This is a genomic window from Dyadobacter flavalbus (genome assembly GCF_006149045.1).
Taxonomy (GTDB): Bacteria; Bacteroidota; Bacteroidia; order Cytophagales; family Spirosomataceae; genus Dyadobacter; species Dyadobacter flavalbus.
The window spans coordinates 330,153-356,256 of sequence record NZ_VBSN01000049.1; the positions used below are offsets into that span (position 1 = coordinate 330,153).

The 26,104-nt window shown below is 48.2% G+C and carries 25 protein-coding genes; 11 read left to right on the top strand and 14 right to left on the bottom strand.

The window, feature by feature from the left end:
• The first annotated feature begins 92 nt into the window (after nucleotides 1-92).
• The 8 genes from FEM33_RS17145 (at nucleotide 93) to FEM33_RS17185 (ending at nucleotide 8,388) form a co-directional block, all read left to right on the top strand.
• Nucleotides 93-317, top strand: coding sequence for a hypothetical protein (locus FEM33_RS17145; RefSeq protein WP_139013216.1), 225 nt, complete (start codon nucleotides 93-95; stop codon nucleotides 315-317).
• Nucleotides 318-595: 278 nt separating this feature from the next.
• The gene (locus tag FEM33_RS17150) at nucleotides 596-1,402 is read left to right on the top strand and encodes an SDR family NAD(P)-dependent oxidoreductase (RefSeq protein ID WP_139013217.1); all 807 of its coding nucleotides are present in this window, start codon (nucleotides 596-598) and stop codon (nucleotides 1,400-1,402) included.
• Between the two features lie 15 nt (nucleotides 1,403-1,417).
• Nucleotides 1,418-2,329 carry a helix-turn-helix domain-containing protein gene (locus FEM33_RS17155; RefSeq protein ID WP_139013218.1) on the top strand — a complete coding sequence of 304 codons (912 nt, stop codon included), beginning with the start codon at nucleotides 1,418-1,420 and terminating at the stop codon, nucleotides 2,327-2,329.
• A 404-nt stretch (nucleotides 2,330-2,733) separates the two neighbouring features.
• Nucleotides 2,734-3,546: an oxidoreductase gene (locus FEM33_RS17165; RefSeq protein ID WP_139013219.1), complete on the top strand. Its 813-nt coding sequence runs from the start codon at nucleotides 2,734-2,736 to the stop codon at nucleotides 3,544-3,546.
• A 15-nt stretch (nucleotides 3,547-3,561) separates the two neighbouring features.
• Nucleotides 3,562-4,368 (top strand): helix-turn-helix domain-containing protein, encoded by an 807-nt coding sequence (locus FEM33_RS17170; RefSeq protein ID WP_139013220.1) that lies wholly within the window; start codon nucleotides 3,562-3,564, stop codon nucleotides 4,366-4,368.
• A 291-nt stretch (nucleotides 4,369-4,659) separates the two neighbouring features.
• A complete protein-coding gene (locus FEM33_RS17175; RefSeq protein WP_139013221.1) occupies nucleotides 4,660-5,238 on the top strand; it encodes a hypothetical protein in 579 nt (192 codons plus the stop codon).
• A gap of 3 nt (nucleotides 5,239-5,241) precedes the next feature.
• Entirely contained in the window at nucleotides 5,242-7,368 is a 2,127-nt protein-coding gene (locus FEM33_RS17180; RefSeq protein ID WP_139013222.1) for a cation:proton antiporter, read from the top strand.
• Between the two features lie 48 nt (nucleotides 7,369-7,416).
• A complete protein-coding gene (locus FEM33_RS17185) occupies nucleotides 7,417-8,388 on the top strand; it encodes an alpha/beta hydrolase (RefSeq protein ID WP_139013223.1) in 972 nt (323 codons plus the stop codon).
• A gap of 99 nt (nucleotides 8,389-8,487) precedes the next feature.
• Here FEM33_RS17185 and FEM33_RS17190 read toward each other — a convergent pair whose 3' ends face one another.
• Nucleotides 8,488-8,835, bottom strand: a complete 348-nt coding sequence (locus FEM33_RS17190; protein WP_139013224.1) for a hypothetical protein — start codon at nucleotides 8,833-8,835, stop codon at nucleotides 8,488-8,490.
• A gap of 183 nt (nucleotides 8,836-9,018) precedes the next feature.
• Here FEM33_RS17190 and FEM33_RS17195 point away from each other — a divergent pair, with 183 nt between their 5' ends.
• The 3 genes from FEM33_RS17195 to FEM33_RS17205 all read left to right on the top strand — a co-directional run bounded on the left by FEM33_RS17195 (nucleotide 9,019) and on the right by FEM33_RS17205 (nucleotide 10,677).
• On the top strand, nucleotides 9,019-9,891 hold the full coding sequence (locus FEM33_RS17195; protein WP_139013225.1) for a helix-turn-helix domain-containing protein: 873 nt from the start codon (nucleotides 9,019-9,021) through the stop codon (nucleotides 9,889-9,891).
• A 70-nt stretch (nucleotides 9,892-9,961) separates the two neighbouring features.
• On the top strand, nucleotides 9,962-10,378 hold the full coding sequence (locus FEM33_RS17200; protein ID WP_139013226.1) for an ester cyclase: 417 nt from the start codon (nucleotides 9,962-9,964) through the stop codon (nucleotides 10,376-10,378).
• 26 nt (nucleotides 10,379-10,404) lie between these two features.
• On the top strand, nucleotides 10,405-10,677 hold the full coding sequence (locus tag FEM33_RS17205; RefSeq protein WP_139013227.1) for a hypothetical protein: 273 nt from the start codon (nucleotides 10,405-10,407) through the stop codon (nucleotides 10,675-10,677).
• Here the strand turns inward: FEM33_RS17205 and FEM33_RS17210 are convergent.
• The 13 genes from FEM33_RS17210 to FEM33_RS17270 all read right to left on the bottom strand — a co-directional run bounded on the left by FEM33_RS17210 (nucleotide 10,658) and on the right by FEM33_RS17270 (nucleotide 25,646).
• Nucleotides 10,658-11,035 carry a DUF4260 domain-containing protein gene (locus FEM33_RS17210; protein ID WP_139013228.1) on the bottom strand — a complete coding sequence of 126 codons (378 nt, stop codon included), beginning with the start codon at nucleotides 11,033-11,035 and terminating at the stop codon, nucleotides 10,658-10,660. The two genes, FEM33_RS17205 and FEM33_RS17210, sit on opposite strands and share 20 nt — an antisense overlap.
• Nucleotides 11,036-11,114: 79 nt before the next feature.
• Nucleotides 11,115-11,696, bottom strand: a complete 582-nt coding sequence (locus tag FEM33_RS17215) for a Crp/Fnr family transcriptional regulator (RefSeq protein ID WP_139013229.1) — start codon at nucleotides 11,694-11,696, stop codon at nucleotides 11,115-11,117.
• Nucleotides 11,697-11,969: 273 nt separating this feature from the next.
• Entirely contained in the window at nucleotides 11,970-13,430 is a 1,461-nt protein-coding gene (locus tag FEM33_RS17220) for a PI-PLC domain-containing protein (RefSeq protein ID WP_139013230.1), read from the bottom strand.
• Between the two features lie 42 nt (nucleotides 13,431-13,472).
• Entirely contained in the window at nucleotides 13,473-14,453 is a 981-nt protein-coding gene (locus tag FEM33_RS17225; RefSeq protein ID WP_139013231.1) for a hypothetical protein, read from the bottom strand.
• Nucleotides 14,454-14,461: 8 nt separating this feature from the next.
• Nucleotides 14,462-17,341 carry a phage tail tape measure protein gene (locus FEM33_RS17230; RefSeq protein WP_139013232.1) on the bottom strand — a complete coding sequence of 960 codons (2,880 nt, stop codon included), beginning with the start codon at nucleotides 17,339-17,341 and terminating at the stop codon, nucleotides 14,462-14,464.
• Nucleotides 17,334-19,076, bottom strand: a complete 1,743-nt coding sequence (locus FEM33_RS17235) for a hypothetical protein (protein WP_139013233.1) — start codon at nucleotides 19,074-19,076, stop codon at nucleotides 17,334-17,336. Before FEM33_RS17235 ends, FEM33_RS17230 begins: the two co-directional genes overlap by 8 nt.
• A gap of 38 nt (nucleotides 19,077-19,114) precedes the next feature.
• Nucleotides 19,115-20,788 (bottom strand): hypothetical protein, encoded by a 1,674-nt coding sequence (locus tag FEM33_RS17240; RefSeq protein ID WP_139013234.1) that lies wholly within the window; start codon nucleotides 20,786-20,788, stop codon nucleotides 19,115-19,117.
• A 60-nt stretch (nucleotides 20,789-20,848) separates the two neighbouring features.
• Entirely contained in the window at nucleotides 20,849-21,622 is a 774-nt protein-coding gene (locus FEM33_RS17245; protein ID WP_139013235.1) for a hypothetical protein, read from the bottom strand.
• Nucleotides 21,623-21,624: 2 nt separating this feature from the next.
• The gene (locus FEM33_RS17250) at nucleotides 21,625-23,349 is read right to left on the bottom strand and encodes a hypothetical protein (RefSeq protein ID WP_139013236.1); all 1,725 of its coding nucleotides are present in this window, start codon (nucleotides 23,347-23,349) and stop codon (nucleotides 21,625-21,627) included.
• Nucleotides 23,350-23,386: 37 nt separating this feature from the next.
• On the bottom strand, nucleotides 23,387-24,007 hold the full coding sequence (locus tag FEM33_RS17255) for a glycoside hydrolase family 19 protein (RefSeq protein WP_201747780.1): 621 nt from the start codon (nucleotides 24,005-24,007) through the stop codon (nucleotides 23,387-23,389).
• 14 nt (nucleotides 24,008-24,021) lie between these two features.
• Complete coding sequence (locus FEM33_RS17260; protein WP_139013237.1) at nucleotides 24,022-24,831, bottom strand: bestrophin-like domain; 810 nt, start codon at nucleotides 24,829-24,831, stop codon at nucleotides 24,022-24,024.
• 5 nt (nucleotides 24,832-24,836) lie between these two features.
• Entirely contained in the window at nucleotides 24,837-25,172 is a 336-nt protein-coding gene (locus FEM33_RS17265) for a hypothetical protein (protein ID WP_139013238.1), read from the bottom strand.
• Between the two features lie 33 nt (nucleotides 25,173-25,205).
• Nucleotides 25,206-25,646: a hypothetical protein gene (locus tag FEM33_RS17270; RefSeq protein ID WP_139013239.1), complete on the bottom strand. Its 441-nt coding sequence runs from the start codon at nucleotides 25,644-25,646 to the stop codon at nucleotides 25,206-25,208.
• Nucleotides 25,647-26,104: the final 458 nt, after the last annotated feature.

Consider the following 26,104-nt stretch of genomic DNA (forward strand, 5'->3'; position numbering starts at 1 on the left):
AAACAAGGCAACGGATTTTGTTGGCTCCTGCGGAGCCTCCTTGAATTTACCAGCCAATCAGGCGGCCCCGCCGGGGCCAACAAATACCAAAAATGCACATTGCTACAAACTGGGAGCCGCTCTGCGGCTGGGATGGATTTGTTTTGCCAAATTATATTAAACAAAACGCTGGTGCTTCTTTGAAAACATCAACAAACAATTTCAACTTCATGGCACTTCTAAACGCAGGAAAACCAGCTCCCAAGCTCCGCAGGAGCTACCTGTTTGTAGAAAAAACAAGGCAACGGATTTTGTTGGCTCCAGAGGAGCCTCCTTGAATTTGCCAGCCTATCAGGCGGCCCCGCCGGGGCCAACAAATACCAAAAATGCACATTGCTACAAACTGGGAGCCGCTCTGCAGCTGGACTGGATTTGTTTTGTACGCTGGCATTTAATGACTAGTATAGCTGCATAAGCTGCGATTTGCTCCAAAATTCTAAAGCCAGTTTCAAGCCGCTACTCACCCGATTATTGAACACAACAAACCGACTTCTGAATACAAGTTGTTTTGCGGTAGCGCGGACCTTTGCATTATCAAATCAATGCAGAAAAAAATATGAAATACACGTTAATAACCGGAGCATCGGGCGGGATTGGTGAAGCCCTGGCCAGAAAGCTGGCAGCAAGAAAGCACAACCTCGTGCTGGTTGCCCGCAGTGCACAGAAACTTGCTATACTCAGTAAAGAATTAATGGAAAAATACGGCATGCAGGCAGAATTTATAACCGCTGACCTCACCAAGCCGGAAGCCTGCTTTCAAGTTTTTGAAGAAACCCAGAGACAAAACTGGGAAATTGAAATGCTGGTAAACAATGCAGGAGTCGGTTCAGGCGGCGAATTTGCAGCACTTTCTCTGCAGTCGGAACTGGATTTGCTGCAATTGAACAATGCATCATTACTTGCGATGACACATCTTTTCCTGCAACCCATGCGCAGGCGTAAAAGCGGAACGATCATCAATGTTGCTTCAATGGCCTCCTTTATACCTGTTCCTTACATGGCTACCTATGCAGCCAGCAAGGCATTTGTGCGTTCGTTCACAGAGGCATTAACGCAGGAATGCAAGCCCTTGAACATCCGGGTTATGCTGTTTGCGCCCGGACTGACCAGAACAAATTTCAATGAATCCGCCGGTATCAATAATGAAAAGGGAGCTGGTCTGAGTTCTGATTATCAGACAGCTCCGACGCAAACACCGCAAGAAGTTGCTGACGAATTGCTGAAAGCTCTGGATTCAAAAAAACAGTTTCACATTTCCGGAAGCAGGAACCGTTTTGGCGCACGTCTGGCCGCATTACTGCCTAATTCGCTGATTACCCGTTTTATGGCCCGTTCGTACAGGAAAAAGTTGGGTTATTTGTAATTAACTTTGATGCACATGGAAACGACAGCAACAGTTCACATACAATCGATCAGTCAGCTGCACCAGCTTTTGCAGATGCCGAAGCCCAGGCACCCGCTGGTCAGTCTGATCCGGTTTGAAGATTTTCCGGAAATAAAAATTGAACAGCGGACAAGGCTCATTACGGATTTTTATCAGGTGACATTGAAAACAGAATGCCCCTGCAAAATACAATACGGCCAAAGCATATTCGACTTTGACGAGGGCGTGATGTCGTGCTTTGCGCCAAAGCAAGTAAGCTTTATTGAAAAGGATTTCACTTTTGCCAAAGCGGGCTGGCAGCTATCCATCCATCCGGATTTCCTGAGAACGTTTCCGTTAGGCAGCCGGATCAAATCGTATGGCTATTTTGATTATGCTGTCAATGAAGCGCTAATCCTTTCCGAAGATGAGCAGGAAACGATGAAAACCATTTTCCGGCAGTTACAAAAAGAATCCTTGCTGCCGATTGACAAGTTTAGCCAGGAAGTATGGATTGCCAATATTGAGCTGATGCTGACTTACTGCGATCGTTATTACAACAGGCAGTTTATCACACGCAAAGCCGCAGGCAATGATCTTCTGGAAAAAGTGGAAAAATTGCTGAACAGCTACTATGAATCCGACCAGCTCAACACCGGTTTGCCAACAGCCCAATTTGTAGCCGAATCATTGCATTTGTCGTCAAAATACCTGAGCGACTGCCTGAAGCAGCTTACGGGCAGCACCACCCAGCAACTGATCCACGAAAAACTGATCGAGCGTGCCAAGGAAAAATTATCGACCACGCAGAGTTCTGTCAGCGAGATTGCCTATGCATTGGGATTCGAGTATCCGCAATCATTCAGCAAGCTTTTCAAGACCAAAACCCGGCAGACTCCACTGCAATTCAGGGCGGGGTATAACTGAAACGTAAATAGTCCCGAATCCCCACTGTATTTGGTCAGAATGACTTCTTAAAACGGTGTTGCGCTGACTTATTTTTGCTGTGTTCCAAAGTGTATTCACTAAATGCAAACAGGATGAGAAAAATAGTTGCAGCAATCAACATGACACTCGACGGGTATTGCGACCACACGGCAGGATTATTTTTCATCCGGCAAAAAACGGTTTGCCGTTTTGATTACTAAACGCTGTCGTTTAATTTATTTCCCAGAAATAAAAATCAGGAAACTTGTAACGGATATTTTACCGAAATAAATCCCGGCATGCGAAGACAAGATGAACGTTTCACGACAGTACTTTGAACGTTTCAGGAAAACTTCCTTTTGGAACCCAAACTAACTTTGCATCATACAAAATTCAAAAGAAATATGACAAAGACAGTTTTGGTTACAGGCGCTTCGGCAGGGATCGGTAAAGCAACCGCTATTTATCTGGCACAAAGCGGTTACAACGTTTATGGTGCTGCTCGCAGGACAGAAAAAATGCAAGACCTTGTAAATTACGGCATCAAGCCCATTGCGCTGGACGTTACAAAAGATGAAAGTGTTGTCGCCTGTGTTGAACAGATTTTTAAAGAAGCCGGAAGCATTGACGTTCTCATAAATAATGCAGGCTTCGGTTCGTATGGGGCTATCGAAGACGTTACGATGCAGGATGCAAAATATCAGCTGGATGTAAACGTATTTGGTGCAATGCGATTGACTCAGCTGGCACTTCCGAAAATGCGGGAAAATAATTACGGCAAAGTTGTAAATATTTCTTCTGTCGGCGGCAAAATCGCTTTTCCGTTCGGCGGCTGGTATCACGCAAGCAAATTTGCGATGGAAGCGTTGAGCGATGCCATGCGGGCAGAAGTCAAACAATTCGGCATCGACGTCATTGTTGTGGAACCGGGCGGCACAAAATCGGAATGGGGCGATATTGCGGTTGAAAGTCTGATGCGTGTTTCGGGCAAAACAGCATATGCAAGGCTGGCAGCAGCTTTCAGGAAATCATTTACGCAAATGGCAGGAAATGTTCCCGGCCCGATTGTCATTGCAAAATTGATCAAGAAAGGAATAGAAGCAAACAAGCCGAAAACACGGTACGTCGGCGGTTATATGGCAAAACCCATGTTGTTTTTAAGAAAAATCCTGTCCGACAAAATGCTGGAGAGCGTAATCATGAGCCAGGTAAAATAAAGTATCTTTATCGTCATGCAAAAAGAGCAGACCAACCGTAATATCATACTGCAGGCCTGTGAAGGCGAAAACTATTTCGGACACACCCAATTTGTGCATGAACATGTACTGGGACTGATTACATCGGGTGTTGCTGAACACTATACGCCAGACGGTGTTACCATTTACAGCGAAGGGACATTATGTCTGTTCAGGCGGACCCAGCTCATGAAAACGATCAAAAAACCTGCTGAGGGAAAACCTTTTACAACCATCAATATTTTTTTAAGCCAGGAAATCCTCAAAAGATACAGCCTGGAACACCAAGTAAAAGCCGACCGGGTTTACCTCGGCGAATCAAATGTAATCCTGGAAAACGATGCGTTTATGAAGGGCTATTTCAATTCCTTACTGCCCTATTTTGCACAGCCTGAAAAGCTGACGCCGACATTGGAATACGCCAAAACCATTGAAGCTATTGAGCTGTTGTTACGCAATCCTGCCTTGAAAAATTACCTGTTTGATTTCAGCGAACCACATAAAATAGACCTGGAAGCATATATGAACAGGTATTTTTCCTACAATATTCCGCTGGCACAATTTGCAAAACTGACTGGAAGGAGCCTTTCTTCATTCAAAAGGGATTTTGATAAAATCTTCCGCTCAACGCCTGAAAAATGGCTGCAAAAACAAAGACTGGAACACGCACATTTTCTGATGAAGCAAAAAAACAAACGCCCGTCTGAAATATACCTGGAAGTCGGTTTTGAAAGTTTTTCACATTTTTCTCATGCTTTTAAAAAGCAGTTTGGAATAACACCGACGGAGCTGCATAATAAATAAGGATGTAATCGGACCGGTTCTTCACCTGCCGCCGTGCTCTTTCAACACCCATTGCTAAATATCCGGTCGGCTTGTGCCCGTCAATTATTTCCGGCGGAGCGGGCCGGCCTTTGCCGCAATGCTCTGCGGTTGGTTGCTGTGCATCTGCGATTTGCATCCGGTTGCGTTAAAGTCAAAAAAATAGCAGGCGCACCTCATCAGTGTTCAGACTTTTGTCATGATAGCAATTTAAGTCCAGCTTTTTTTATATTGCTGCCCTGGATAATTCACTTCACCTTAAACCCGCACACCATGCTACGACTTCGAACCGGCTTCTCAGGTTTTTTGCTAAGCTGTATGCTGCTCCTTTCATGCCAGAACGACCAGAGAGAACAGCATCTTGCCCGGCGTGAACAGGCCATCAGCAGGAAGGAAAGTGAATTTGCACTCAAGGAAGCTGATTACAAGTCTCTGGTAAGAATGCGGGACAGCCTGCGGACCAGCAAGGACACTGTTGTCATCCAGAGCTGGCCGGAGACAATTGCCGGTGTCTGGAACAGCAAGGCCGTGTGCCGTGAATCCAATTGCAGTGAATATGTGATCGGCGATCAGCGTGCCAACGTTTGGGAGTTCATAAGCGACTCGACAGGTTTGTTCACCCGCGTTCTGGATGCAGACAAAAAGCTGGTCCGTGTTTATACCGCCCGGCTGGACAGTTCCGGTATCCGATTGCATTATCTGAGTGACTCGTCGGCAACCAAAAAACTGGACATCCGTTTTGATCTCAGCCAGGTAAATCCCGAATTGTTAAAAGGAACACAGGCCATCACGATCAATCAGGCATGTAATGCGACATTCATTGTAGAACTTACCCGGACAACCACACGCTGAGCTATGCAGTTACTGAATATTCCTGTTGGCAGCCTGCCCATTGAAGACCCTGTTTTGAAGTTTCTGCTTGAACTGGTGATTATCCTGAGCGCGCCGCTTCTGCTTAACAAAATCAAGGTTCCGCATTTACTGGGACTGCTCATTGCCGGCGCAGTAGTGGGCCCGAACGGCCTGAACCTGCTCGCCCGCGACAGCAGCGTTGTGGTCACCGGAACAACCGGGCTGCTCTACATCATGTTTCTGGCCGGACTGGAAATTGATCTGGGAGATTTCAAGAAGAACAAGTGGAAAAGCCTCACTTTTACGCTGTACACCTTTGCCATTCCATTCATTCTGGGCTTTACGGGTGGCTACTATCTTCTGCACTTCTCCGTTTTAACTTCCGTGCTCTTTGCCAGCTTGTTCTCTTCCCATACCTTGATCGCATATCCGCTGGTCAGCAAACTTGGAATTGCCAAGAACCTTTCCGTCAACATTACAGTCGGTGGCACCATGATCACCGATGTATTATCCCTGCTGGTACTGGCCGTTTGCGTGGGAATGACACAGGGCGAGGTCAACACGGCCTTTTGGACACGTCTGACATTGTCCATGCTGGCATTCAGCCTGACTGTCCTTTTTGTTTTCCCCATCATAGCAAGATGGTTTTTCAAAAAAGTGGATGACAAGATTTCCCAATACATTTTTGTACTTGTCATGATTTATCTGGCTGCTGTCCTGGCGGAACTTGCCGGCATTGAGGCCATAATCGGCGCCTTTTTTGCGGGCCTTGCCTTAAACAGGTTAATTCCCCACGCTTCGGCCATGATGAACCGCGTCGAGTTTGTCGGAAATGCTATTTTCATTCCCTTCTTTCTGATCAGCGTAGGCATGCTGATAGACTTTACGGTATTTTTCAAGAGTCTGGAAACCCTTTTAGTTGCATCCGTCATGCTTGTTGCTTCTATCGGCGGAAAATACCTTGCGGCCGTTTTAACGCAAAAAACATTTCGTTTAAGCAAAGACGAAGGCATGCTCATTTTTGGCATGAGCTCCGCCTCGGCTGCTGCCACCCTTGCTGCGGTTCTGGTAGGTTACAATATCATCGTTTCTGAAACGGCCAGCGGTGAATCGGTCCGGCTGCTCAGTGAGCACGTTCTGAATGGCAGCATTCTGCTCATCCTGATTTCCTGTACCGTCTCCTCTTTTGTATCCATGTCGAGCGGCCAGCGTATTGCCGAAGCAGACCGGGAGGATACGGCATCGGGAATCAACCGTGAAAATGAAAACATACTCATAGCCGTCAACTACGAAAAAACAGTTGAAAAGCTGGTGAACCTGAGTCTGCTTGTGAAAGCAAGACATAACGACGACCGCCTCTGGGCATTGAATGTGGTCAATGATGAAAAAAATGAATCTTCAGTCAAAAACGCAAAGAAAAACCTGCACATCGCAATGGATACCGCTGCCGCAGCCGATGTGACCATACTGCCGCTTACACGTTACGATAATGATGTGGCTACCGGTATCAGCAATGTGATTAAGGAACAGCAAATTACGGATCTGATCATCGGATTGCAACCTGACAAAGGCCTGACACCTTCATTTGTTTACAATCTGCACAATGGTTACCTGCAAAATGAAAGTGTAAACACGCTGATCTATCATGCCGGACAACCTATTTCTACTGTAAAACGCTACGTTGTACTGATACCGGCAAGAGCCGAAAAAGAAGCCGGCTTTTTCAGTTCATTGCTTCGTGTCTGGAATATCGCCAAGAATTCCGGTGCGAAAATGAGCTTTTTTGCCAACCAGCAAACCATTGAGATTTTAAAGAAAGTCGTCAGTAAATCCGCTATTGATTTATCGCTCCATATCATTGACAACTGGAAGGAAGCAGAAAAAGCAGCAACCGGTCTGCGGAATGATGAAGGCCTGATTGTGTTTATGGCCAGACGCGGGATGATTTCCTACTTTCCGCAAATGGGGTCCATACCGGATTTCCTGAACCAGCATGTGCAGGAAAACAATTTCCTTCTTATCTATCCTTTTTGTGACCAGACAGCAGAGCAGTCCGAAAAGCGGTCGGTTAACAGTCATGACGACTTTGCCGAAATCGGGCAGATCATCGGAAAGGTTTTTGCCCGTTAAGAAAAGCGGACCCTTGCTAACGGAACATCACAGAGATTTAATTCAACGATGAAGATCTATTTGACTTTAATCCTATTCATTACCTCTTTCGCTGCCCATGCGCAATGGAAAGGCCTTACCGGTATTGCGGACACATCTTTTACCGTTCGTAGCGCATTTCAGAAAGCAAAAAAAGATTTTCCGGACATCCAAATGCCGGCCGGCACCTTACCCGCAGATGTAACTATAGTAAAGGATCTGGAATACAAAAAAACGGCACAGCGGAGCCTGAAGCTGGACGTTTTTTCACCTGTGAATACAAGCGGCAAGCGGCCTGCGGTGTTACTGATATTCGGAGGCGGATGGCGGTCGGGCGATAAGACGCAGTTGCATGCGATTGCCGCACAACTGGCAAAAAACGGCTTTGTGTCATTTACCGCAGATTACCGGTTGTCTACGGAAGCATTGTATCCGGCGGCGGTCGAGGATTTGAAAGAGGCTGTCATCTGGATCAGGGAAAATGCTGAAACATTCAATGTTGATACCAGCCGCGTTGCAACGCTGGGCTTTTCGGCAGGCGGGCAACTGGCCGCACTGGTGGGAAATACCGGCCATTCCGGGATTTTCAATACGGGCCGAAAACAGAACGGACCGTCCGATGCCATTCAGGCGGTTGTAGACATTGATGGTGTGCTGGCTTACATTCATCCGGAGTCGGGCGAGGGCGATGACAGCAAATCGGTTTCGGCAGCAACCAACTGGTTTGGCGGAAACAAAGTGGAGAAAAAAGCGATGTGGGAACAAGCTTCACCGCTCCGTTATGTAACGGCCCAAAGTCCGCCGATCCTTTTCATCAACAGCTCCGTCGAGCGTATGCATGCCGGCCGCGAGGACATGCGCAAGAAGCTGGATGCTTTCGGCATTTATTCAGAAGTACGCACTTTTCCCGAAGCGCCTCATGTGTTCCCGCTGTTCCATCCCTGGTTTGAGCCGACTGTTGGATATGCTGCGGGATTTTTAAAGAAAGTCTTTGGTGAGTAAAACCGGATTTACGGAATATACGGCCTTCGGATTTATTACAGATTGCGGATGATTGCTTGTATTTCCAAGGCCGCAGCCCGGCCCTTTTCAATGGCTTGCCTAACGGCGCTTTACAGAAGTTACTTCAAATGGCAAAGGAATCAGGTTCATTCCTTCAAGATCGTCAGAAGTCAAAAAATATCCGGTTACAAATATGGGCAGGCTATCCTGTAAAAACGGCTCAGGCAAATGGCATCCACCCCAACTTACACCATTTGAAGCAACTAACTGGCTGCCAGCAGCCAATCCACCACTCATTTGCACGATTACAGGCGCATCAACTATGTATTGGCCCCGCCTCAAACCTTTAAACCCGGAGTAGCAATCCGATGCTGTGGTGCTGATTTTATCCTCCCGGCAGCTCAGTAAAGCCAGTCCAAATGTGAAAAACAGGAAATAGCGTATCATAGTTGGCTGTTTGTTATTTTTGATTAATCAAAGTATAGGCATGTCCCGGTTCAACTCTGTCTTTTGTACTGACATTTTAAGCAGAAGTTTCGTTGGAAGCCTTTTTACGGAATGCTTAAGAAACAAATCGGAAAGGAGATGCTTCGAGCTTCATGACACGACGCTTTTAAAAAGAAATCAATTATGAACACCTACCATTTACCCGAGGATCTGCTGGAAGGCTCCTCTGCCGGACAGAATGAAATAATCATCCGGCATTATACTTCCGGTCATGACTCCGTCAAGAACAGGATCATTCTGAACCGGAATATGATAAACCTGCTGATTAGCGGAACCAAAACAATTGTTTATCCCGATTCGACCGCAGTTGTCCGGGCAGGTGAACTGGTGGTATTATCTACCGGCAATGTACTGACCTCGGAACTGCTTGCCGGAGCAGAACATTTTACCAGCATCCTTTTTTATTTCAGCAACGAAGTCTTCAATCAGTTCCTGATCAAATATGATCACCTGCTGAACAAAATTACACCGCAGCGTACCAAACAGCCTTTTCTGATCTTCAGGCAGGACAGTTTCATAAAACAGTTTATTTTATCGATACAGGCATTAATGCACAAAGGAAACATCTTGTCCGCCGAAGTCCGGCTGCTTAAAATTGAAGAGCTGTTGCTGTATCTGCTGCATGCCGACCCCGAGCGCTTCTGTTCCATCCAGATACTTACCAGCGACAAGCAGGAATTACAAATCAGGAAAGTAGTGGAAAGTCATGTCGGGCAGCTGATTACCGTGGAGGAACTGGCCTTTCTCTGCCATATGAGTACCTCTACTTTCAAAAGAAAGTTCAACGACATTTACCAGACCACGCCCCGGAAATGGCTGCTTGCCAGAAAGCTGGAACTAGCGGCAGAAATGCTGAGAATATCCGATGAGAGTCCTTCGGCTGTTTATATGAAAGTGGGTTATCAGAACCATTCCAGCTTCTCGGAAGCATTTCGCAACCATTTTGGCTGCACGCCCAGCGATTACCAGCAAATGCACTTGAACGTTGTGCCGTAATACCTGAACGTCTATCCTTAACACTGGGCTTCACATTGCAGCTACCTTTGGGTCATTAAACATGATAACAATGGAAACAATGACCGAAAACAACAAAGAAGTAGTACGCCGATTTAACCGGGAAGTGATCGCGGAAGGAAATCCGGAAAGTTTCAATGAACTGATGGACCAGCATTTTATAAACCGATCTGCTCCTGCGGGAATGAACAATGGACCGCAGGGTATGAACTATTTTTTCAACCAGATCTTACGTCCGGCCATGCCTGATATCAAGGTAACCATTCACCACCAGGTTGCGGAAGACGATCTGGTAACTACCCGCAAAACCATCAGCGGCACACACACGGGATCTTTGCTCGGCATCGCGCCGTCAAATCAGGCAATCAGCATTGATGTGATTGATATGGTCCGGGTAAAAGATGGAAAATACTTTGAGCATTGGGGGATTACCTCATTACCTGAAGTTCTGGCCAACTTGCAGAAATAATCCCGTTTTAAAAGCTTTCACAAGCCATGCATTTTGACGATTCTGTTTACGGCGGGGCCAGGATTGAAGAGCCTGCGCTGATCAATCTGATAAATACAGAGGCATTTGAAGGCTTGGGCCACTTAGGGCAGCATGGCATTACCGGTTTTCTGAACATCACGCAGCCTGTTACGCGTCAGCAGCATTTTGTGGGTGTCATGCTGCTCACTCGCTTTTTGGGGAGCCTCTTTAAAAGAACAGATTGCCGCGTAGCTTCCTGGTACCAGCCACACCGCTTTTTTACTGATCGCCAGCTGTAAGTGTTTTTTGATGACCTACTTCACCCAAATGGGTATATTTGAACCCTTTGCTGTATTTCAGGCCGTAACCCATCATGCGATCCATGGAAGAGTGACCGAAAAGAAGAATACCGGCGAGCATCAAATAATCGTTGTGAAAAAACAATCCGGTAACGCCGGTTAAAACAGCCAGGGCCTTGTGATGAAACAGGTTGTATGTCAAGGCACCCACTCGGTCATTGATCAGATAACCGATCATACTGAGGTCAGGCAGTAAAAACAAAGCTGGATACAGCCACCAGCTAAAGGGCAGTTTACTGAATAAAATAATGGAGAGAGCAAACTCAGCTGCTTCTTCGGTTTTAAGGAGCGTTTTCATATTTGCAAGTGGTTTGTTTTAAGTACTTGACAAAGGTATCGTAATGACCACGTGCAACTTCTTAACAAAAGATAACGAATCAGGAAGAGATGATCCGACGACGAATACGGCTTAATGAAACAGGAGTGATGCCCAGATAGGAAGCGATGTACTGCTGAGGAATGCGTTCTGTAATTTTACGTTTGGCCGGCGATCCGAGGAATTTCAGATAACGTTCTTCAGGGCTTAACATAAGCTGTTCGGCCAACCGCACATCGAGGCCCATAAACAGGTACTCGGCCAGTTTACGGGCAAATGTTTCATAAACCGGAAACTGCCTGTAAAGTGCTGCCAGAGTCTCGTACTTGAAAAAAAGAAGTTCGCAGTCTTCCAAAGCCTGGATATTCAGCGTGCTGGGCTGGCCGGTCAGGCAGCTTGCGTAAGCGGCAACCAGGTTGTTCTCAAAGCAGAAATAAGTAGTCCACTCCTCTCCGTCTTTATCATAGAAAACCCGGCACGATCCACTCAGCAGAAAACCGATTTCGGTAGCCTTTTCTCCTTGTTGCACCAAAAAATCTTTCCGGCTGATTGTCTTGACCTGCAGATGACTTTCCAGAGCCTGCCATTCGGGATCGGTCAGATCAGTAAAGAATTTGAGGTGCTGACGCAGTCTGTCCGTCATAGGTTCAGGTTTTTGGGTCAGTTTAAATACTTGTTTGTAACATAAAAGTACATGAAGCCGGTAATATCCGGTGATCCCTGTTGCAATATTTTACATACTACGTATAAAACCTCCCCTTTTCTGCTCCTTCCGGGCTACATTTCCAGCTGACATGCCGTTTTCATTTTCTATTTCCTCCTTTCTGTTTTGCTTTTCAGCCCGGCTTGACTCTCAGGCAAATAACTTACTGCTACCGATAGTCTTTTTTCATCTTGCCTGATTGCTGTTGCTGGATTAACTATGAACCACCGAAACTGATGCCGCCCGGGTTACGGTCAGTTTTTGACAATAATCGGTCAAAGCATTGTCGGCAAAGTCATTCAGGCAAATGAGCAGCTGTTCATTCAGGAACCGGCCCGGCAAATTGGCAGCCAGCCACGGATAGGTATTGCTGTCAAACCGTGCTTTGGTCGACATCAGTGGAGATGACGCGTCGCTCATGCTTGCCACAGAGCCGAAAATTCCGCCGCCGGCTCCGGAGGCGGTTCCCTGCAACTGCAGCACGGTATAGTCATTTCCGTTTTGGCCTGCCGCGTTCATATTGTTCAATGCATTCATGATCACATTTACATCCGTGGTTTGGTAACTATCGGCGTAAGAATCATATTTGGCTGCATCGTAAACCAGCGCCGGCTCAGGGCTTTGCGACGGATCGGAAGGGAAGCCGTACTGGCCGAGGATAATCAGCCGTTTGTTGCTGGCGATCAGGTCGTGATACGATGAATTCAAATCCAGTTTGTTCCCGATGGCCACGTGGCTGCCCGTCGCATTTAGGGCATTCCTGACATATGATTCCAGTGTTGCAGTTGAAGGCTTCATGTAATCCTGGTAAAAACCGGAATGTCCCAGGGCAACGACCACAACCTCGGAAGGGTGCTGCCCCAGATAGGACAGGATATCATTTAAAAAGCTGCTGAACGGGTATCCGGGGATGAAATTATGCTGATGGTACAATGGCCCCGTGGCTCCCTGATCGGTGGCGCAGTATCCGGGGCGGAAATCAAAGTACCGGATGCCCAGGTTCAGCATGGTTGATATGGTGTCCTTTTGCGTCATGGACAAGTTGACGACGATCCTGGTGATTACATCCGGTGCCAGTGCCTGGGCAATGGTTATCCCGATTCCGGCAGCAGTACTCAGCACATTCAGGAATGTGTAATTGTTCTGGATCGTTTTCACACAGGTTGTATCGAACATGCCGGCATCATGCGCTCCCGGAAGTACAAAGCTGCTGAAAGGTGCGTTTCCGGCTTGTCCTGCGATGTCGCCCATCCAGTTAGCCTTGCTTCCCGTGGCATAAACATATGACTGGTCCTGATTGGTAAGCGAGCCTTCCCCGAAACTTGAATCATAAAATCCGTAGGAAACGGCATAGTCATTAGTCCCGAACGATTGTGTGTTAAACATGCTTGTAAGGTTTGAATCACCGATCACACCGTCGGAAGGGGCAATTTCCGCATACTTGTTTACCAAAGGATTGCCTTCATAATCCAGCGTCCATTGAAACCTTCCGGTATGTGATGTAAACCCGATATCGCTTTCCGATATCTGCAGGTTACCCACCAGCATCTGATTCGGGCTTCCCCAAGAAGTTGTGTCGGTGCTGTCGCCCCAGCTTTTGGGCTTTTGAAACCGGACACTGAAACGATTATCGCCCAGATAGGCATAGTAATCAACTCCTTTGCTTGTGCTCATGTTATGAGAATTTAAATGATGATAATCGCTTGAATTTTTTCGTTAAAAACAGTAATACAGGTAGGCTTTCACGGAAACATCACTGCCGTCGACAATGAATTTGAAATGATTGATCCTGCGGTACAAATGCGTTACCTGCCGCTGGTGCAACTCAGAGAGCTGCCTGGCATCAGAAGGTTCAAGCAGGGTACGGCCGCTCCATTTCAGCAGCAGCTCCTGCTGCTGGCCGGTGATCATACCCGAAGCAGCAAGATCAGGAACAATACGGTGCATACCGGCACCCAGCATTTCGATTCCGATCCGCTGGCTGCACAGCCCGCCGTAATCCACGGACAGAAGCATTCTTTCCGTACTACGCGAAAAGTTGTCGAGAATGCCGGATACGATGCCGAAGTCACCCTGCCAGCCAAGAAGCTTCAGTGCTTCCGTCAATCTCCCGCCCTGCACATTGTCAATGGTCATCCTCACTGCCTTTGCTGCTCTTGAAAACATCAGGCCGAAATGGATGGCATTAAAATCATGAGCATCGAGTCTGGCCAGCATTTCGGAAAACGCTTCTGACAGCGGATATTCAAACAGGCTGCAAACTTCGAGCAGATCATGCCTTTTTGCATCCGCACGGATGCCCGTCCGTTTATGCAGGTCAAAAAATACCGCAGGATCATTGAGGACCGGGAAATCGTATTCGAAAAATACGTTTTCAATGCCATACCGGAACTGCGTCCTGGCGTCATTAACCAGCTTCCTGTATCCACGGCTGATCACCGCATCCTGTCCGCCGGGCAGGGGATCAAAACTTAGCAAGGGCGTATCATAAATGGTATTGATGCGGTAAATGTAGTCGAGGACACCGGTCGTTTTGCCCAGATGCCATTCCAGAAAGTTGCCCGAATACGCCGGAATGCTTTGTGCCAGTTCCAGGATCGGGTCCAGGTGGCCGGCCAGCAGTCCGCCCGGATCCTTCCGGATGGTTTTCAGCAGCGTATCGGCCCGGACACCACTTGTGGCGCAGTACTTTTGCACAACGGGCATTACCAGTTTGACGGATTGATTTTGTTCCAGACCTCCGACGCAAAGTTTGCAAAATCGCCTCCGAGCGACTCAAAGGCATTTTTGATGTCGTCAGCCACATAACCAGCCTGTTTCATGGCATCCGAAACGGCACTGACACTGATGTTGAAGGTATTTTTGATACTGGAAGCTACGTCCTGAGCAGCATAGCCGGCAGTTTTCATTGCCGAAGTAATATCGTCTACACCGCTGTTGAACGTTGCCTGCAAAGCATTGGAAGCATCCTGTGCAGCGTAGCCTGCATTTTTAAGTATAACCGCCGTACCTGCTGACGCCTGCCCGTATACGCTCTTGGCCACACCGGCTACATCATTGGCCGTATACGATAAAGCTTTATAAGCATTGGCAACATCCTGATCGGCTGCATTGAAAGCCTTTTGCATTCCTGCTGCGATATCCTGCGGCGAAAAGCCGGCGGCGCGCATGGCGTAAGTGACGTCGGTAATTCCGCACTTCCAGGCATTTTTGATATTACCGGCAATTTCGTCCGCTGCAAAGCCGGCTGCTTTCATAATGCCGGCAACCACTGATGCGTCATCCTTTTTGAATGCGCGGTACAGCACCGTGCCCACTTCATCGCATCCTGTAATGAAGCCCGATTTGACCCTGGAAGCCCATTTCCCTGCATCGCCCAGAAACTCGCCGAAGAGCTGTGTAGCCTGCGCTTCAATCCAGGAAATGCCCGCCCCGATCAGGTCTGTCATTTTTTTGATGTTTATGTCCGCATTGAAGTCTCCGAATGTGCGCTTCAGCCCTTCGAAGTCGAAGCTGCCGCCGAATTTCATGGTGATATCGGACAAGGATGTTTGAATTGCCAGATGCGCCTCCACGTCAGCAGCCAGCGTAAATGAGCCCATCTTTACGCCTCCGACCGGCGGGATCGTAATGGTTGTGTTCATATAATATTCAAAAGAAGCAGCCAGGTTATGGAAATCCGACAGCGTTACAGACATTTTTTCCTTCAGAACTGCCCCGTAATCCAGCAAAAATCTGATGCCCGTTTTGTCAATGTCCGCCTCGATGGCTACGCCGGCCAGTTCAAACAGACTTGCGTTTGCCTTGACATGCAGAAAGGGAGAAGAAAAAGTCTGGATGGCCAGAACCGGTCCGCCGGGCGCGACCATCTGCTTGTCCACAGCAGCGGCAAGTGCGTCCTGCAGCACTTTCGAGTCACGGATCTGGTTGTTTTTGATCGGGTTGCCGCTGGCGTCTACCTTTATCGTTACGCCCGGCCCGTCGCCCGATAGCTTGAATACATTGCCCAAGGCAACCGGAGACGCCTGAATATTGGCAGTGAGGCCATTGTTCATGTCGACTTCCACATCACCGAAGAACTGAAATGCAAACACGCTGGCGGCTGCACTGAACCCATAGGCCATTTCCGACAGCGTTCCGTCGGGGAGCACGAAAGGCTCCATCGGGTTTTCAGCCCATTTAAAAGAAAGGTCGGTAAAAGTTACAGGCACATCCAGATTGGACCCGGCATTGGTAAACATGGCCAAAACCTGATTGATGTCCATTTTGGGAACATAAAAAGACGCGTAAACAGGCTCAGGCACTTCCGAGTCAAATTTGCAGACGACCGCAAAGGTATCGTCAGCGATGTCGACCGGCATGTCAGCTCCGTCACCGATGTGAAATTTACCCTGTAAGCCCAATGCAAATGCAGGCGGAGAGAAAATGATGCCCATGCCCACCCCGAATTCATTGAAATGCACACCTTTGATCACCGGCGGCGCAGGCAGCGAGGCATGATCACCTGCAATAACAACCCCGATGGCAGCTTCCACGTTGTCAACGGTCAGAGAGAGGTTTGCATCAAATGATTTGCTGAATACATTAAAGGGAATGGTCCCGGTCAGGGTAAAAACCACGAATTTGAACAGCGGATTGATGTCTATCGTAATCGTTGGTTTCGTGATGTGTACCTGGCTGCTGCCCGCAGGAATGTCAATCGTATCCAACAACAGGATAAGCCTTGTGCCGAATATGCCAACGTTGACACCGTGGTTGAAAATCAGATCGAAGGTCAGTACTTTTTTGTCACCCAGTATCCTGGCGACATTGGCTGATATTTGTGGCGATTCAAAACTCAAAGTGCTGATGTCGATGTCGCCCGATATGACGAGTACGCTGTTTTTGTCGGTAACCTTGAAATTCGATACGGCTACATCCGGTAATCCGCCCGGCCAGGTGGCGCCCATCATTGCAGCCATTTTGCTGAGCGAATAATAAGTTACGGCTGGCGTCGCCGGAGCCGGCGGCAGGGTGGCCAGGTAAGTTACCGCCATCATATACGTCTGGAAAGTACAGCTTGCATAAGCAGGTTGCTGCTGAAAAAAAGCGTTCATATCCGTAACGATATCATCGCTGCTCAGGATCTTTTTGAATGCAGCCGCAACAGGGTCAGCCGGCGTATTGTTGACCAGATTGATCAGCTGGAAGGTAGCTGTCATGGCATCTTCGTCGGCTTTGGCAATCTCAAAGGAAGTAAGCGTTTTGTTGCTGCCCAGCTTGGTACAGCGCTTCACCGGCTTTTTGTCGGCTGCACTTTCAATGATAAATGCAGATGATCTGTGAATAGGCTGAATGTTGACCGTGGAGTTGGCACCGACGGTCCCAAGCGAAGTGAGTGTACCGAAAAAACTGGCATTGGCGTCGTCGTCCGAGTCTTCGTCATCGAAGGAATCATAAATGACGATATCATACGTCAGGTCGTTTTTGAACGCAATGGTTGGAATGGAGGTATCTGCCATGATAATTGCTTTGGGGATTGGAGAACAGAGTGCAGCTGCCTGAGCAGCTGCACTCGTTCTGGTGGAAGTTTCGGGATTAAGCATCGAATTCTTTGGGTTGTGTAAAGTCGGTCTCGCTTTCTTTCGTGTCACCGGTTTCAGCCTGCTCGCCCTCCTTCTCGATATTATCGGCCTCGCTTTTCGCATCGTCACTGATTTTTTTGCCCTCGGCCAGTTCTGACGCGGCATCCCCCTTCGCATTCTTGATAGCAGTGCTGTAGGTTACATCCACTTTAATCTTCAGGCCGCCAAAATCCAGCGTAATGGAATCGAGCAGGCCCGGCAGTTCCTCAGCTGATGCCGAGTCAAGGCTCGTCAGGTCACTATCGATCGCGTCATCTTCATTATCGAGGTCTTTGTTGTTCACGCCTGCATCCAGTGCCCCCTGCAATTCTTCTTCCATGGCTTCACCCTCGTCTTCCAGTTCAGCCTTTTTATCCTGTTTAAGCTGTTCCTGGATCTCTGCCTGAGTGGCTTTCATGCTTTCCAGCAGATCCTGGTTAAGTTTGTACTCGGACTGGATTTTGTCGAGCATGGCCTGCATTCTTGTTTCGACCGGCGTCATCTCCGTTTTAACATCGGTTTTTGCATCCTGAACCTGCTGCGGTGTCAACTCCACATCATCTGGACTGTCGAGTCCCTGCTGGTCGGCCGTTTCCACTTTCTTGTCAAACAGTTTGTCTTTGAGCGCTTTGGCATACTTCTCAATCACCTCGACGCCCATTACGAGCCCGATAAAGGTAGAGAAAAGGGCCAGGTAGCCTGCTGCATTTTTAGGGTGCAGAAGCGAGTACAAACCGGACCAGTCGCCATCCGGGTTCTGAGTTGCTTTGGTTTCATAACCCAGCACTTTGGCATTGTTGATTGTGCCAGTCAGGATCGGAATGATCGTGTTGTCAGTTGCTACCTTGGTCAATGTGCTTTTCAAAGCAAACAGTCCGCTCAGCGCGATCGCCGGCACATCCGAGGTTTTGTCGTCCACAAACATGCCGTTGACGAAATACAATGGTTTGGTTGCGTTACTGGCATCCGTGAATGTGAACGAGAAGCCCGGCAGACTTTTGTCGACCGAAGCGGCAGCCGGAACGGTTATCGTGATTGATCCTTCATAGGTGACATTGGACCCATCGCTGGAATAGAAGTACAGCGTTTTGCTAGGCTGGTAGCCGGTCCATACAAACGGGTAGGTCTTGTAATAAGTGCTTACGGTTGTAATCGCATCCAGCGTAACACTTTGAAAACCGTTTGTTGCCGCAAAAAACCTGGTTACCGCATCATCAACATCTGTGTCGGAACTGGCTGCATTCTGCGCGGCCTGCATGGCTGCGGCATAGTTCTGAGCCAGCGTCGATGTGGGATTGGCCATGATCGTTTGCAGGAACTGCTCGGTTTGCGTCATTACGGCCGCATCGTCGTCTGTGACGGTAACCGGCGCAAAGTCCTGCGTTTTGAATGCGAGCAGTGAACCTTTGATTTTTACCGGAAAAAGGTTGGACGGCATCGCATAGATAATACTGTACGCCTTCGAGTAGGTAGGCGTGCCATTGTTATCGTGGGTGTCGTCGAGCACAATGGTGCCGGTGCCTTTTGCCGGGATCGATTTCTGGCCGTCGGCAGTTGTGTACTGCGTCAGGTTTTGTTCGTAGGCCATCTGGCTGTCGTCCGTACCCACACCGTCCAGCATGGTGATTGCAACGGACGAGCTGTTGGTGATGGAGAGGTTTTTATTGATCGCAGGGGTAGTACCCAGCAAGGTTGGAGATGCTGTTGATTGTGACATTTTATTACGTTTTTTGTATTACAGTTTAAAAATTCCTATCAGCGTTCATTTTGGCCGGCTTCTTCCAAATTCGCTTCAACGGCCTCACGCTGCTCCCTTTCGGCATTTTCTCTTGCATCTGCCATTTCTTCGGCCCGGGTCGTATAATCAAGCGCGACGTCACGTGCCGCATCCAGGCCCTGGCTGTTTTGGTCATTGATCTTGCGTACATTTGCCTGCTGTATACCCTGCAAAGTGTAAGTGTTCTGGCGTAGTATATTAGATACCTGCCCTATTTCAGGTAAAAGCTGCTCATACGGCAATTCCAGTCTTGTAGCCAGCAGATCAAGCGAATCAGCTACGGGCTGCACTGCATTTCCATTCAGCGCTGCTACTTTCTCGAGATACAGGGATTGGTTGTTCAGGAGTTCAGTTAGCGTAATACGTTCTTTTTCAATTGCGATCCGTTTGTTGCGGGCAGCAACGCGCACCTGCACACTGGGTATTTCGTCAGGTTGAGGAATCTCTGCTCCCAACGCGTCAGGAGCATTTGCAGGCACCGGCGGGCGCAGCTCATTGATCCGGCGCAAAACAGTTGTCATATCCTGACCAATCTTATTCTTTATTTCTGTCAGCGCCGTTTCGATTTTTTCCTGATCGGACGGTATATCATTCTTCCAGTTTTTATATGCAGTCTTGATTTTATATCCGATGACAATCAGGAATTCCAAACCGATTGCCAGCCCGATCACATAGGCGAATACGTCGCAATAATCCCGAAAGTTGTCAAATTGCATCAGATCGTAAAATCCAGCGTCCTGATCCTTGGGGTCCGGTTCCTTGTCGCTGATCCCGAACATCTTATTTCCATTAACAACGCCCATAAAGCAACTTACCATTTTGTCATCACTGCTCCGCTGAGTCAGTTCACCCAAAATCCGGAATGAACCGGCAAGCATGATTTTGGGCGTCTGATTGTCTGCACTGTCGACAAACATTCCGTTATGATAGATAAGCTTGGTGCCATCGTATTCGGCCGTGAAGTCCGGCAACGCTTTATCATAATTCATGGGGGAAGTCCCGGTGTAGTTCAATTCAAACTTTGCAACGGGCTTACCTGTCTTTTGATCAATCTCATAGAAGTTGTAAGTTTTGCTGTCCTGATAATCCAGCCAACCAAAAGGATAGACTTTATAGTAGCTGCTGACAACGACGACCGATTCGGACGTAACGTTTTTAAAATCAGTAGTCGTTTTGAACCAGGCATCGGTTTTTGTCTGGTCCTGCAATTGCAATACGTCCGCATATCCCGTTCCAAGCTCCGAAGTGGGAAATGACTCTACGGTCCGCTTGAACGTCTCTGTTGCAGTATAGATTTTAGCATCACTTTCGGTTACCTCTGTCTGGGCAAATGAGCCCGGATTGCCGGCCATAGCGAGCGTCACAACCTTCACAGGAAACAAAGTGCGCGCTTCGGCGATAATCATCAGATAGTCCAGGCCGGCCTTGGTATCTTTATCGGTATGCACTTCTGTCAGAAGTATCTCAACGGTCTTGCCATTAGGTATGATTGTTTGGGTCTGGGTAACCCCGCTGATTTGATAGAGGAGCGTCTTTAAGGAAAGGCCATAAAAATGTTCTGCCGGCAGCGTTACATCAGCATATGCGTCCAGGACAATCAGGTCTTTTCCACTGCTGTTTTTTACAGACCAGGTTTTACTTAAATCAGGCATGATTTCTCTTTTTTAAAGTTTGAATAGATTGTTATTTGAATTTTTCAGGTCATGCACTGCTCAGCTGACGAGTTGTGGCGCAGCTGCGGGTGCCGGCGCGGCAGGCTGGCTTTCTGGTGCGCTTTGCGGAATTTGCTGCGCGGGCGGACTGTTTTCCTGGCTTTTCAACGTCAGGTAAGTCGCGCTGCTGATGCCGGTCAGTGCAAGCAATGTGTCGCTTAGTTCGGGAAGTTCGCAACCTGTCCTGATCTCGGAAACTTTGTAGAGATAAACAGTAATTGCAATAATGGTCCAGGCAAAATTCTGAAACCGGTGCAGGCTGATCCCATTGTCGTCAGATAAAATATCCACGAAAAAACCCTGCGACGGCGTATTCTGGTGGCGGTCGCGGTTGTCGTTCATTTCATTTTTATCAATAATCGTCGAGGCCACAGCGGTTCCTGCGAAAATTCCCATGAGCACCAGCGCCGTTTTGTTGATCGTTCCGACGGCACAGTCGCCTTTGATCAGTGACAGGTAAATGTAAACCGACGATATAATCACCGTCCATAGTCCAAACTGCACTTTGGTCAGGCTGAAGGGCGCGGTTTTGTCCAGTGGCATCCACTTACGCGTCTGCTGTAACTGGGCGGCATTCGCATTGAAGGCGGCCAGGTCACTGATTTCGTCCCGGATCAGGTTGCTGTACCTGGCAAGTCCCAGGAACAGAAGGCTGATAAGTCCGATGACTGAATAAGCGATGATATGGCGATCGTCATAGCCTGCAATGCTGCTGCAACCGGTCATGGATATACCGCAGGCCATCAGGCCCAGAATTTTGATTCGATTTTTCATAATCACTCTGCCATTTTATCGTTTTCGGTAAATTCTGTATCCTTGGTATCACCAGTCTCTTCCTCTTCCTTCTCTTTTTCAATATTGTCTTCTTCGGCTTCCATCTCTTTGAGCTCGTTGCTGACCTCGGTCAACTCCGTCTTTGCATCACCTTCTGCCTCTGAAAGCGCTTTCTTGTAATTGGCGTCCACATCAGCCTTCACTTCATCCATGGATGGCTGCTCGGTCTGCAGTACGCCGGCAAGCTCTTCCGGAGTCGCCGCATCGATTTTTTCAAGCGCGCTTTCGATGGTATCTTCGTCATCCTGAAGTTCGGTGCTGTTTACGCCGGCATCCAGCTCCTCGCCCAGTTCCGTCTGGATAGTCCCGGCCTCATCTTCAAAAAGGTTTTTTTCTTCCTCGTTATACATTTTATCAACTTGCGGCTCATATTCTTTAAAAAGATCCGCGAGTTCGCCGTCCAGCCCGAAATCGGCCTGTACATCATCCAGCTGTTTCTGCAGCTTTTCTTTCAAGGGCGCGGTGTCCGATTCGGCTTCTGATTTTAATTCGGCAAGCTTTTCTCCGGTCAGCAATTCCGAAAAGTCAGGATCATCTGATTCCGAAGATTCTTTGACAGACTCTTTGTATTCTTCGATTTTTTCCTTGATTGCCGTTACGACGCTGGCGCCCAGCGCCAGCGCAAAGGAAAGCCCGAGCCATGAGCCGATGGCAATTAAAAATATATCGAAGCCGTCAAGCCCGGAATGAGGGCCGCTGCCATCCGTGCCGTTACTTGCAGTTGCTACGTTGTCAGCAGCATATCCCAGCACCTTTTTATTGCTGATCACGCCTGTCAGTACGGGAACTATGGCATTGTCTGCCGCCACCCGCGTAATAGTGCTTTTCAACATAAAAGTCCCTGACAGGCAAATGTCCGCAGTTCCACTTTTGCTGTCTACAAACTGACCGTTGATAAAATACAGCGGCTTCGATGCTCCGGCCGGGTCTGTGAAGGTCAGCCCGTATCCCGGCAGACTTTTATCAGCCGATGCAACAGCAGGCAAAGTTATGGTGACGGAGCCGGCATAATCTGCAGTGTTCTTGTCGTTGCTGCAATACAGGTCATGCTTCATGCTGGGCTGGTATGCTGCCCATACATTCGGAAACTGGGTGTAGTATGTTCCGACGGCGGAAATTGCTTCCATGCTGACTTTCGGATAGCTGGTCGGCGCGAAAAACCGGGCGAAAGCCGAGTCAATATCCGTGTCTGTGCCGGTCGCATTGCGGGTATCCTGCAACAGTTGCGCATAATTCCTGGCGAGTGACGATGTCGGGTATGCCGTAATGGTCTGAAGAAACCTTTCCGCCTGCGCCATGGCAGCAGCATCGTCGTCCGTAACGGTAACCGGATCATATGCACCGGAACGGTAAGAAGGTGCGGAACCTGTGATTTTAACAGGAAAAAGATTGGACGATCTGGCAAAAATGGTGGTGTAAACCTGCGAATAGGAAGGCCCAATTCCCGTTGTATCCAGCGCGACAGTCGCCGTACTTCCCGCCGGAAGGCTTTTCCGGCCATTCGTATCAGTCATCAAGGTGAGATTTTCTTCATAGGCATGAAGGCCCGGGTCCTCCGAAGCGCTGTTCAACAGGACTATCTCAGCGGACGAACTGTTGGTGATCGAAAGCGTTTTGACGATAGGAATGCTTCCCACCTGCATGGCGGATGTATTGGTTTCAGACATTTTATAAGGGATGTTATGTGGTTAATTAGAGGAAATATCAGGTTTGCGTCACTGCGGGCTGCGTTGCATTTACTGGCAGCAATGCCGCCGCACCCTGAATATACCGGTGCAGGCGGTCGGGCAACCCGTTGTACCCGCCGTTAACGCCCTTTGTTATACGTTTAAAAAATTCGAGGTTCGCGCCGGAATCAACGGGTTGTTTTGAATTGATTTTGTCGGCAAATGCATTCAGCCCGGCGCGGTCCCAGAACCAGCCCGCACTCAGCGCGGCATATCTGAGCTGATCCGGACTGCAGAGGGTTATGTTTTTACCGCCAAGCAGCTGCGGATGCGTTATAAAATCGGCTTGCAGCGCCTCGCTGACCAGGCGGTAGTTGTTGCGGCCCGTGATCTGGATCAGTCCGCGGCCTTTGAATCGGACCCCATCGCCCGGCTGGGTATTTCCCAATGATTCGCGGCCTTCGTAAGCCGCACCGGTTGCGAGCTCTTCGGTATAAAACAATCCCCCGCTTTCATGCGCCACCTGCGCCATAAAACACAGTTGCCGCTCGGGCGTATTGATCCCGTACCGCTCGAACGCCGCGCTTATATAAGGCAAAAAAATCCTGGCATTGGCCGCAGTGGAGCATGCCACGGCCTGTAATTGTGAACTGGTCATACAATGGGTAAGGATTATAAATTGACAGCGTAATATTGTTCGAGGTTCATCAGCACATTGGCATAGGGCTGCCGGCTTACCTGGATCACTTTTCCAAACGGACGGTCGAGGGTATAAATCAGGAACATGCACATGGCCAGATAGCCGGTGAAAAAGCCCAGACTGACCCTTTTGATCCTGCCTGAAGGTGCTGTAAGAAAATAGGAAAACACGATCAGCATCATGCTGCCCACCTGCAGTGTAAACCAAACCAGGTCCGGAATGTGCGATTTGGCATAACCCAGCCGTTTTCTCCTGAGATCGCTGATGCTGCTCAGTTCCTGGTCCACCACCGTATAAATATTTTCTTCCCGCTTGCTCGAAGGCTCCACGCGCAGCAGCGCCAGCCGCAGGCTGGGGATTGCACTCGGGCGCTCGGGGACGTTCCTGCCATTCATTTGCCACTCTTCCTGTAAAACCTGTCTGCAATAGGTGATCATGGCTGTTTTCATGGAGATTTGCATGTCCGCGGGCAGGGTACCCGTATGTGCCATAATCCCGTTCAGCTTATCCGTTTCTTCTTCGATGGTCTTGCTCAGGTCATCATAATCGTCCCACACTGCAACGATTACAAAGGCCAGGATCAATGAATAGATCAGTCCTATGGTGCTGAACATGATTCCGGTAAGGTCATTGTCGACAACATCCAGGTGTAATCTGAAAAACTTTTCGAAGAGGGTCAGGCCGATCTGGCCCAGCACCACACATAAAAGCACAAAAAGCAGGCAAAGTACAGGAGCAGGCAGCCATCCGGCCACTTGCGTTTCTAAGATATAGCTAACCATGGTGGCTATACTTTAACGGAACCGGTAACCGTACTGATGATCATATTAATCAGTCCATTGCGGAATTTGTCGATCTGCACCGCTGCAAGCCCCGCCTCTTTCAGGCTCGTCAGTTCATCGAGAGCCGTTTCTTCCTGCAGCAGGAACTGAAGGTCTTCCTTGGTTAGCGCGCCGGTTTCCACCTCGACCGCCCAGCGCTGAAGGTTTGTCTTAATATCCTGCAAGGCATTTTTTCCGTCTTTGGTCGCCTGGCTGACGTAGCTGTTCAGCGATTCTTTGGCGACAGTCTCCACACCACTTTTCAGACTGTCGTAGAGCTGGTTAAAATCAATAGCATTCATTTTTATAGCTGGTTTTATAAGAACCTGAAGGGATTAATTGGCAACCTGTTTGATCTTGCCGCTTTCAAGCTGGGAAATCTGGTCAAATGATTCGCTTACAAGCTGTTGCGACTCCTTGATAAATGCGGGATCGAGTGTTTTTTCCGCTTGCCATCGTTTGATAAATCCGCCGAATGAATGCCCGCTTGAATCACGGACCACAAGCCACATCTTTTCGGAAATGACATTTTTTGGACGGTTCTTTTCGTACTCGTACATCTTATCAATGGCTGTCTTGACTTTATTCACTTCGTCCAGGTGATTGTCGAATGGCTGAGTGGCAGTGGCCATGAGGTTTACGGCATCCACTTTTAACGAAGTGGCCTGTGCATACGAATACTGGTCAAATCTGGAAATCGTAGAGCAGCCGGTGCCTGCCAGCATTAAAACCGGAATGCAAAAAGCCCCCAGTTTTGCCGGAACAAAATTTTTCATACAGCAAAATGTATTTAAAAAAATTAGAAAAATCTGTGATGAAGTGAACAGAGCAGCGCCAGGCTGTCACCTTGTTTCTTATAGTTACTGATTATGCAATACTGTAATTGATGATACAAAAATAATAGTACCAATTCATGTACACAATCCCCTATTTAGGGTATTTTTCAATTTATTTTGACAAACAATCCGGCAAATGATTCCATGCCGTCATGGAAAATAATTAACATTCATGATGAGCCCTGAAGCCTTTTATCAAACATTTGAATTTTAAATAGAAAGTAGGCTTTAAAAGATTTATACAGCTGCATTTTTATAAACAGAAATAAACCAGGCGCAGCAAATATGGACTTTGGCAAAATGTAATTGGCATTCAAAAAAAGGCAATAGTACAGGGTTATCAACAACGTACTATCGATGTAATAACGGAACATTTCATGGATGATTATTCCTATTCA